Annotated in this window: 12 protein-coding genes and 2 pseudogenes; 1 reads left to right on the forward strand and 13 read right to left on the reverse strand. The window is 66.4% G+C overall.

Going from position 1 to position 9162, the window contains the following annotated elements; all coding sequences use genetic code 11:
- From BMZ83_RS15660 to BMZ83_RS17035, 3 genes and pseudogenes are all read right to left on the reverse strand, one after another.
- Positions 1–324, reverse strand: a pseudogene (locus BMZ83_RS15660) (metal-dependent hydrolase); the annotation flags it as partial.
- 2 nt (positions 325–326) lie between these two features.
- On the reverse strand, positions 327–740 hold the full coding sequence (locus tag BMZ83_RS15665; protein ID WP_074880869.1) for a hypothetical protein: 414 nt from the start codon (positions 738–740) through the stop codon (positions 327–329).
- Complete coding sequence (locus BMZ83_RS17035) at positions 737–1354, reverse strand: hypothetical protein (protein WP_074880871.1); 618 nt, start codon at positions 1352–1354, stop codon at positions 737–739. The genes BMZ83_RS15665 and BMZ83_RS17035 overlap by 4 nt, the downstream gene beginning before the upstream one ends.
- A gap of 199 nt (positions 1355–1553) precedes the next feature.
- Between BMZ83_RS17035 and BMZ83_RS15675 the strand changes: the two genes are divergently transcribed.
- On the forward strand, positions 1554–1781 hold the full coding sequence (locus BMZ83_RS15675) for a hypothetical protein (RefSeq protein WP_074880873.1): 228 nt from the start codon (positions 1554–1556) through the stop codon (positions 1779–1781).
- Between the two features lie 290 nt (positions 1782–2071).
- On the opposite strand, the gene BMZ83_RS16615 is transcribed toward BMZ83_RS15675, so the two are convergent.
- The 10 genes and pseudogenes from BMZ83_RS16615 to BMZ83_RS17055 all read right to left on the reverse strand — a co-directional run.
- The gene (locus BMZ83_RS16615; protein ID WP_143077025.1) at positions 2072–2602 is read right to left on the reverse strand and encodes a hypothetical protein; all 531 of its coding nucleotides are present in this window, start codon (positions 2600–2602) and stop codon (positions 2072–2074) included.
- A gap of 1 nt (position 2603) precedes the next feature.
- The gene (locus BMZ83_RS15685) at positions 2604–3572 is read right to left on the reverse strand and encodes a hypothetical protein (protein WP_074880877.1); all 969 of its coding nucleotides are present in this window, start codon (positions 3570–3572) and stop codon (positions 2604–2606) included.
- 152 nt (positions 3573–3724) lie between these two features.
- Positions 3725–3847: a hypothetical protein gene (locus BMZ83_RS17405; protein WP_255458125.1), complete on the reverse strand. Its 123-nt coding sequence runs from the start codon at positions 3845–3847 to the stop codon at positions 3725–3727.
- Entirely contained in the window at positions 3844–4086 is a 243-nt protein-coding gene (locus BMZ83_RS15690; RefSeq protein ID WP_074880880.1) for a hypothetical protein, read from the reverse strand. Before BMZ83_RS15690 ends, BMZ83_RS17405 begins: the two co-directional genes overlap by 4 nt.
- Positions 4083–4580, reverse strand: coding sequence for a hypothetical protein (locus BMZ83_RS15695; protein WP_074880882.1), 498 nt, complete (start codon positions 4578–4580; stop codon positions 4083–4085). The genes BMZ83_RS15690 and BMZ83_RS15695 overlap by 4 nt, the downstream gene beginning before the upstream one ends.
- A gap of 6 nt (positions 4581–4586) precedes the next feature.
- Complete coding sequence (locus BMZ83_RS17040; RefSeq protein ID WP_166623322.1) at positions 4587–4733, reverse strand: hypothetical protein; 147 nt, start codon at positions 4731–4733, stop codon at positions 4587–4589.
- Between the two features lie 149 nt (positions 4734–4882).
- A complete protein-coding gene (locus BMZ83_RS15700; protein WP_074880884.1) occupies positions 4883–8311 on the reverse strand; it encodes a hypothetical protein in 3429 nt (1142 codons plus the stop codon).
- Positions 8308–8451 (reverse strand): hypothetical protein, encoded by a 144-nt coding sequence (locus BMZ83_RS17045; protein ID WP_166623321.1) that lies wholly within the window; start codon positions 8449–8451, stop codon positions 8308–8310. Before BMZ83_RS17045 ends, BMZ83_RS15700 begins: the two co-directional genes overlap by 4 nt.
- Positions 8452–8662: 211 nt before the next feature.
- Positions 8663–8806: a hypothetical protein gene (locus BMZ83_RS17050; protein ID WP_166623320.1), complete on the reverse strand. Its 144-nt coding sequence runs from the start codon at positions 8804–8806 to the stop codon at positions 8663–8665.
- A gap of 93 nt (positions 8807–8899) precedes the next feature.
- Positions 8900–9162, reverse strand: a pseudogene (locus BMZ83_RS17055) (metal-dependent hydrolase); the annotation flags it as partial.

Genomic DNA, 9162 nt, shown 5'->3' on the forward strand with positions numbered 1-9162 from the left:
GAGCAGGTGCGCCCCGACCGTAACCACCCCCAGGAGGACACCGTAGGCGCCGAGGGCGAGCGTCGCGAGGGCGCCGGTCCCACTCCCGAGGACCGCGCCGACGACACCATACACAACACCGACACCGCCGGCGAACCATACGGTATGCGTCGGTCCTCGGTGGGTCACGAACGGGAGCCGCATATCCAGGTCGGGGAGCATGGAACCGGCGACGACGACACCGGCGCCGGCGAGGGCGAGCGTCGAGAACCCGGCGGCCGTCACTACGAACACGACCGGCGCGGTCGCGAGGAGAGCGGCGCCGATATGGCCCTTCTTGTGCATGGTTAGTAGTGCTCCAGCCACTCCGGCCCGCCGTAGGCGTCGCGGTAACAGCGCTTGTGTACCGGCTCCTCGCGTTTGTTCGGGACGGCTTTCTCCAGGGCGACACTCTCCCCGCAAAAGTCACACTCGGCCGTGTGTCCGGCTTGGCGGTCCTCGGGCGACAGTCCCACCGTTTCGACGTATAGCTCCTCCAGGGCGGGGGGCGAGAGCCGGACAAACACCTTCTCCCGGTCGTCGGGATCTCGACGCTCGGGCGTGTAGGAGAGAACCCAGTCCTGCCCCGGCTCGCCGTCGCCGGCCGGCCCGAGGGAGAGAGTTCGGGCGAGGTCCGCCGGGACGTAGTGCCATGTGTTCGACCGAAACCGTGGGTAATGCCCCTCCGGTCGGGCGTCCTCGGGGTCGACGTCCTCGGTCATGGCTCCAGCTCCTCGCGAACGTCGTCGTCGCCGGTGTATTCCCACTCCCCGTAACCGCCTTTCTCGACGCCCGGGACGTCCGGGAGGTATCGGTCGAGCGCGTTCCACATGGTCCGGGCGCTCCCCCACTCCTCGGTGTAGTCGGGATACACGGCGTCCTGGATCTCGCCCGTTTTCGCCGTCCCGTGCTCCCGGAGGAACCGGAACACGTCGACGACGGCCGAACGGCCGTGCTCGGTCTTTGGTGGAACGTCCTCCCGCTCCAGGTAGTCGCGGACGTCCTCGGGGAGCGTATCGCTCTCGGGGCGTGTGTCGGCGCTCTCGGCGCCGGTGTCCGTGGCCGATGTGTCGGCCCGCGTTTCGCTCCGGTCGCTCTCGACGTCCAAGAGGTCCGCGAGCCACCACACCGTGTTTCGCCCGCCTATCTGTTTGCTCTCCAGGTCGCCGGCGTCCTCCAGCCCCCGGAGCCGGTTTAGCGTCCCTCGGCGCTTGATCGGGACGGCGTCCGCCACCTCGGCGGTCGAAAGGACGGGGTCCTCGGCGTCGCGGAACACGTCGAGCAGGTCCCTGTCGGTCACTCTCGGCTTTCGGCCGCCCGTATCGGGTGGGTCCATAGTGCCCACTACGGCATTAATGCCCTAAAAGGTAGTGCCTTCGAGGGAACGAACACGGGCATACCCGGGAGTAGTACCTTCTCCGGTGGGTTTATGGTTAGTGCCTTCTAAGGTAGGAACAGGAAGGGCGGGGTCCTCGGGGCGTGAAAGCGCCCGCGTGGTAGGAACACGCGAGCCGGTCCTTCTGGAGAGAACGACCATGTCCGCATACGATACCCCGACTGAAGAAGGAACCGCCACCGAAACCGATCATGCCGTTGTCGTCGACGCTCCCGCTCGGTGGAAGGGACCATTTACCGAACGGGACAAATACGGCGAGCTCACCGGCGCCCGTTACGTCCGGTGTACTGGTTGCGGCGTCGAGGTCCTCGCCGGCGAGCGCGAACACGCGAGCCACCGGGACGGGTGCGACGGCGTCGACGAGTAGGGACCGCCAGCCGCTTCTTTTCGATTTCCGCACCGCCGTCGCGCGCGCGTTGGGCGACTTGCAAAACTCCCCATTCAGTCTTAACCAACAGCCGGCGTTTCGAGGACGTCCGTGTTGGTTAACGCTCGGCCCACCTACCAGATCCATTACCCAATTACCGGCATGTCTCGCCGGGTATGTGGGTGGTTCGACGGTGTTTTTTGCCCTATCGTACCGCCGTCCGGCGGTTCGGGGTCGTACCGGAAACGTCGCTTCGCGTCGTAATCTTCGCTCCCGGGACCAACTCCGGGCTATTCCGGTAATCGTTTGAGGTCGGCCATGAACGCGGCCAAGTGAGACACCGGAAGGAACCGGAGATTCCTCGGGCGGGATTCCTCCGGATCGAACACGACATGGGGAACGCCGGCATGGGGTTCTCCCGGCGCAGGGACCGACACCTCAAGATGGGTTGGGGGGTTTGCCGTTTCGACGAGCTGCCCAACGGATTCCACCGCCTCCCTATGCGGCCCCTCCGGGACAAGTGACTCCGGAAGGTGTAGCCGGAAGGTATCAACAACTACCCCATCCAGGTCGCGCAAAGAGATAGCCGACCGGATTCTTACCTCGGGAAAGAGTTTGAGATGCACGGCCGTTCGACCATCTTCAAACCGCGTTACGTCGACGTTCCTCCCCACGTCTTCGAGTCGGGCGATAGCTGACTCTCCCGATTCACTACCAAAGTCGGCCCCGATTGGGTGATCCCCCCGAATTTGGTACCTAACACCGTGGTCGGTGTGTAGGCCTTCAATCACCAACCGGGATTGGGCGCTCTTGCCCCCCACGCTATCCGCCCCAAGAGAGCAGCCCGCCACTCTCGCCGTCCTCCTCGGGTTCGGGTTCGGGTTCTATCGGCTCGCCGTCGACGGCGTCGAGCTCGCGCGTCGCGATCCAGTCGTCGACGGTCCGCTCGGGTTCGACCGCCCCGATATACACGGGCGCCCCCAGGGCCAAATCCGGCGGGAGGACTTGTTGCCCCCCTTTACCGAGCCGGGGGTGCACCCCAGGCGCCCGGTTGTACCTGTCGAGCGCTTCCCCGACCGTCTCACACACACTCTCCGGGGTGTTGACCACGTTCCCCAGGTCGAGCCGGACGGTCACGTGCTCGGGGTGGAGCTCGAGCGAGCGGACCGACTGAACCCCACCGGGCCAAAGGACCGGGTCGTCGACGACGAGCTCGGCGAACCGCTCGCGTTCGAACTCCCCCCACTCGAAGGGGTGCCTGTTACCGGCGTCGTACATCTCCGGGTCGAGCGGGACGACGACGTGGTAGGAGAAGTACCGGTCGGGCATGATCGACGGGTCCCCGTCGCGGGAGAGTGAGCATATGGGACCGTCCGCGTCCGGAGCGCGGTCGTCGCCCGTTACGGTGTCGACGAACTCCTCGGGCGTGGTCGCCCCGTCCGGCAGGTAGACGGTTACGTAGGTGTCGCCCGGGATGATGCGCTCGCCCCCGTCCGCGTGGGTCTGGTTGTACCACTTCGGGACGTTCTCCAGGGCGCCGACGAGGTCCGCCGGCGACACTTCCGCCGGCCTCCCTGGCTCCACGCGAGCGCGAAGGTAGCCGGGTTGGACGTCGACGGACGAAACGGTCCCACGGTCGAACGCGCGTTCGACGCCACTCTCCAGCTGCTCGCGGGTGTCGTCGTCGAGCGCGAACGCATGGGCGACGCCCCGAGCGTCCTCCTCGATCTCGTAACTCTCCTCCCGTATCTGGAGCGCGAGGTCGAACCCGAGCGCCGCTTTAGTGTGCATACTGTCCCTCCGCGTCGGTGGTGTTGGTGTTGGTGTGCATCGTATGAGTATGAGTATGAACGAAGGGCGGGTGACAAGGCCGCCCCTGACTGAGACGACAATTGGTGCCTCGCCCCGCCCGACCGAGAAGCGGGGGTCATCAGCACTCGGGGTTAGTCGCTTACCTCCGGGGGGTCGTCCCACGGGTCCGGGTGGTCGTTCTCGGCGTAGTCCTCGGCGAGTTCTTTGAGCCGCTCGATCTTCTCCGCCACCTCGGCGTAACTCCGCCGGCTCATTCGTCGCTCTCCTCCCGGACGGCGACGTTGAGGTCCGCCCCCCCGTTCGTCGCGTCCTCCTCGCGTTCCCAGGTCCAACCCTCGGGAATCTCGGGAGGGTCGTCGCCGTCGAAACGAACGAACCCCGCCGTCACACCGAGCTCGGCTTTCGTGGGTGGGTCGCCGTCGTCGGTCGAGTGGTCGGCGAGGCCGTCGGCCAATTCCTCGAGCTCTCTCTCCAGGTCGCGTTTGCCGGTCATTTGTCTGCCCCCATGACGTCCGTAAGGTGCGTTTCGCTCTCCTCCAGCTCCTCGCGTAGTCCTGCTACCTTCCCCTCCAGCTGCTCGACGTCCTCCCAATCCTGGAGAAAATCCTGGTACTTGATCGCCGTGCGAGCGGCCGCCCGCCATTCCTCGTCCGCGAGCATCCCACGGATAGCCCGCTGCACGACACTATCCAACTGGAGCGCGCGCCGGTCGCGGGACTGTGTTAGGTGCTCGCGGCAGGATTCGGCGATCCGGTCGAGGTCCTTACTGATTTGCTGTTGGCTGACCCCGTACCGCTCGGCCGCTTCCCCCTGGTGGAGCATGGACGGGTGGCCGAGGTCGCGGATCTGTCCCAAGAGGTCCGCGCGCCGCTCTTGGTACGTGAACTCCTCGGGCGGCTTGGTCGTCGGGACGTCGACGGTCGTGTAGTCGGGTGCGTCCCGCCCGGTATCACTACCGTCTACTACCCCGGATTCGCTCGTAGTCATGCGGTTTTACTTGATTGTAGAACCGCCCAGGCCCTTCTCGTCCGGGAGGAGGTCCTGAACGGCGGCGTTGTAATTCTCCAGGTCGTGCTCCTCCTTGTACTCCTTCAGGGCGTCGCGGGTGGCTGTACCGAGAGGGATGCTTGTCCGATCCATGCTGTGAAATGTGTGCGACACACACTTATACTTCAGTGTGAACGGGCGGTAGAAGGCTCAAAACTCCAGAAAACACTAATTAATGACTAACTCGCCGGGTGGGTGTAGCCGTCGCTGCTCGCCGGGCGAACGTCCGCCCGATCTCGGCGTCAGTCGGCCGGGTCCGGTGGCCGGCCGCCCCCTGTATCGGCGTCGCTTGTCGTCGTCGACGGGGTGGAACCGGCGCCGGACGTGTCCGGCCCCGGTGAACCGGAGAGGTTCGTAAAGTCCCACGTATAGATACTACTACGGGATAGTTGACGAACCTCGCCGTCGTCGAGCTCCTCCAGTTCGACCGGGTCGAGCTCCGCCTCCCCGTGGTCGCTTACTCGGTGGAGGCCGTCGTCGACCCACACAACACGGCGCCCGTCCTCGGCGTCCTGCTCGCGGTCGAGAACGCCCCGGTCGCGGAGCTCCTCCAGGTGGGCGAATACCTGTTGCCGCGAGAGACTCACGGCCGGGTGCTCCCGGACGGCTTCGGTGGTCGCTTCCCCGAGGTCCTCCAGCGCCGCGAGGACGTCCTTCATGCCGTCGCTCCAGGTTTTGAGAACCCGCCCCTCGCCGGCGACAGGGACCCACTCCGGGAGCGTGTTCGTATGGACATAGACGACGGCGCCGTTCCCGTCCCGGCCGAACCGCATGGCCGCTTGTAGGGTGTCGTGCTCGCGCATATGCTGGAGGACGGCGTCGCCGAACCCACCGTAGGAGAGTCCCGCCCCCTTCTCGTCGTTCCGCTCGACGCTCTCGCCGGCGTAGGCGCCCCACTTCTTGATGTAGTCGTCGCCGTAGTGGTTGCTCCCGATCACCGCCCCGAGCCGGGTGTCGTCGAACTCGTTACTCCCGAGGACGTTCCCGTAGTGTTTGGTGTCGGCGACGTGGTCGAGAACCTCCTCGGCGGCGTATTCCTCCTCGGCCGTCGTCGTCGTAATCACGGCCGGGCGTTCGCCGTGCTCCTCGGTAATCGCTTCGAGAAGGGCGGCGTCCTGCTCGGTGTTGACGTGGTCGGCCGAGTTGTAGGGCTTGATGTACTCGGTGGTCCGGACGAGGTTCAGGTTCAGGGCGTCCCGGACGTATTCGGCCCGCTCCCCCCCGTGGAGGATCTCGCGGTGGTTCAGTCGCTCGCCGAGGGAGAGCTCCCACATTCGCTTTGTGGGCGTCCCGTCGAGAGCGACGACACCGCTCGCGTACTCCAGCGCCGGGGGTTGGAGGACGGACACACTCCCACGGCTTCGGTCGAACGTCGCCCGGACACCGTCGCCGAGGTCCGCCGTCTCAAAGCCGTTCCCGAGGTCGTCGCCGGCGAGCAGGGAAAACACCGCCAGGGGAGCGTCCGCGTGGGCGCTCCGGTCGTCGAATACGTGGGTTTCGTCCGGCTCGACACCGTGCTCGTCGAACCACAGTAGGGCGTCCGCCCGGCGTTCCTCGTCGCTCCGGTTCTCGACGAGGTCGGTGTAACTGTCGAACGGGAGGGCGTCGACGGTGTCCAACCAGTAGGACACCGCCCCCTGGAGCTCCGGCCCGAGGACTGTCTGATAGGCGCCCCCGGGGAACTCGTCGAACACGACAGTCCGCCCGGTCGTAACCTTCTGCTTGTGGGCGTGGGCGTAGTGGCCGATCAACACGTCGACAGGGACGTCCTCGCCGGCGTCGGCGCTCCCGTCCGTGTCCGGGTCAAAGTCCCACTTGGCGGCGTAGGGACACCGCTGGCCGTCGTGCTCTTGGCAGGGGAGCGGGCGGCCGAGAACGTCCTCGGCGAACTTGTGAATCGCTTTCGGCGACGCTCCCTGGTGGTACCAGGTAGTGACGGTGTCGGCCCACTCCTCGCCGTGCTCGCCGTTGGCCGTGCTACAGTCCCGGGTGAACGACGGGAGGACTTTGTAGGTCAGCCCGTGCTCCTCGCACCACTCTTTGAGCTGGCCGTACTGCTCTTTGTGTCCGCGCCCCGTGAGAACGGTAATCTCCTCGCCGGTGTCGGCGGCCGCCTTGATCGAACCGTAGGACTTCCCCATGGTCGGCAGGGCTTCGACGAGAACGCGGTCGCCCGAGGTGTAGGCGTCCGTGAGAGCGCCGACAGTCCGCTCCCGGACGTCGTCGACGGATAGGGTCCCGGCGGCGTCCTGTTCGGCGGCGTGGCGCCAGTCCCACCCGCTCGCGGCCGTCGTAAGGTCCCGGACGCTCGGCGGGAGGACGGCGGTGTGGTCGGCGTCGGCGCGGGTGTCGAACTCGGGGATCGGCGCGCCGGCGTCGCGGGCGGCGTCGACGGCCTCCCACCACTCGGCGCCTTCGAGCCGGTCCCACGGGTTCGACAGTATCCCCTCCTCGGCAGCAAACAGCCCGAGCAGGCCGAAGCTCTCCCCCTCCTTGTGGTCGTGAAAGACCGGGTCGTCGGGGGGGGAGTGTAGGCTCTCCCCGCTTTCGCTGGAGCGGTAACTCGGGTCCCACGTACTCCAGCCCGTGCTATCGGTCCCGGTTTTCCGGGTCCGGAGGGGGAGGTCGCGCGGGGTAAGACGCTCGACGCCCGCGAGAACGTCCCGGACGTCGTCGGCCTTCTCCTCGGCGTCGACGGCGACGGGGTCGTACTCCTCGAGCTCGGGACGGTCCCGGTCGGTGTCGTGGGTGATCGGTTCCTTGTCCGTGTAGCCGTTGGCCTCCAGAACCGACCGGAGGGCGTCGGCGTCCCACTCGACGACGTCCAGGCCGGTCCCCGGAACGTGCTCGCCGGTCGTAACGCAAACGTGCTTATTCGCGTAGATCTCGACGGTCGGGACGCTATCGTTCGCTCCCCACGGTTCGGTGTCTATGTCGAACACGGCTTGTCCGTGGCCGGCGAGCGGGAGCTCTCCCTGGTAGTAGGCGTGGACACCGCTCCCGGAGGTCGAAACGTCGGCGTAGGTCCGCCCGAGTTGCTCCAGCAGGGCGACAAAGGCCGGGTGTACCTCGCCGGTGTCCGGGTCCCGAACGTCGTCGCCGTCGACGAACGCGAACGGGTCGCTCTCGGTTTGGATGAACACGCGCCCCCCGAGCCGGTGGTCCTCCTCGGCAAGAGCGACAGTTTCGCCGTCCGTGTAGTGGTCGCTAATCCCCCACTTGTAACGGGCGTCCTTCCCGTCCTCGCCGTCCGGGTGGTCGGCGTCCCCCCACGGCGCGAACGGGAGCTTCTCACCGGCGAGCCGGCCCATCCACTTCTCCCGCTCCAGCAGCGCCGGCGGGTAGGTGTCCGGCTCGGGGTTGGCAAAGTCCGCCTCGGCCCACGCGCCGGTGTCCTCGGCGTCCGTGTCCATGTCCGGCGTCGACGAACCCGCTTTGTCCGCCTCAGGGGTGGGGTTCGTGTCCCGAGAACCACCCTCCGGCTCGGTGGTTTCGGCGTTCCGGAGCGCCTCGGCGGGCGTGTCCGTCTCCAGGGCGTCGGCGACGGCGTCGAGCCACACACTCGGGTCCGCGCCGGTCGCGCCGATCACTCCGGGAGCGCTCGCGTCGGGGTGTAGGCGTAGGTACTCGGCGAGCTGTTCCACTCGGTCGGTGTCCTCGGTGGGCGTCATAGTCCCCCCTCCCCCGTGTCGACGGTGTGGGCCAACGGACAGCCCATGATCTCGGGCATCTCCTCGGCCCCACAACTCGGGGAACTCTCGTCGGTCGGTGCGTCGGTTCGTTCGGTGTTAGGGTTGGGTGTCGTGCTCATTCGCGGGCGTGTTGCCCCCGCTCCGCGCCGTGCACCGAGAGTAAAAGCCTTCAACCCGGACCCCGTAGGTCCAAGCAGAAGGCCCGCCGCCCGGTGCCTTCGCGTTACGGTGGCAGACCAATTTAGTTCGACACCGGAACCGGTCCCTGGCCAAAGAGCCCGGTTTTGGTGTCGGCTGATTCAACTACTCCCATAGTTACGGGTATGGGATTTAGTCGTTGTCCTCGGTATCGTAGGCGTCGAGCAGCGCCGCGAGCGTTTCGTCGTAACTCCGCCGGTCCTCCTCCGCTTTGAGAACCTTGAGCTCGCGCCGGCGTTCCTTCGATAGCGGGATTTGCGCCTCGGTTGCTGCCATGGAAGGAACCATGTTACCCGAGAGGTTAAAGATTCGTGACTATTCCGTTAGTGTGTGGGGTAGAACCTCTATTCCGCCGTTTTTCGTTTTCGGTCATGTGATCATGCCGCCCGCCAGGAACGCACCGGCGACGGCGACGCTCCCCAGGGCGAGCAGGGCGTAGTTCGCTATCGGGTTCGCTGCTCGGGTCACACTAAGCGAATAGTCCCGTCCGTCGACGGGGTCGAACGGTTGGATCCCCATGGGCGTCAAAGCGTCCGCGAGCAGGTGCGCCCCGACCGTAACCACCCCCAGGAGGACACCGTAGGCGCCGAGGGCGAGCGTCGCGAGGGCGCCGGTCCCACTCCCGAGGACCG

This window comes from Halolamina pelagica, from assembly GCF_900115675.1.
Lineage (GTDB): Archaea > Halobacteriota > Halobacteria > Halobacteriales > Haloferacaceae > Halolamina > Halolamina pelagica.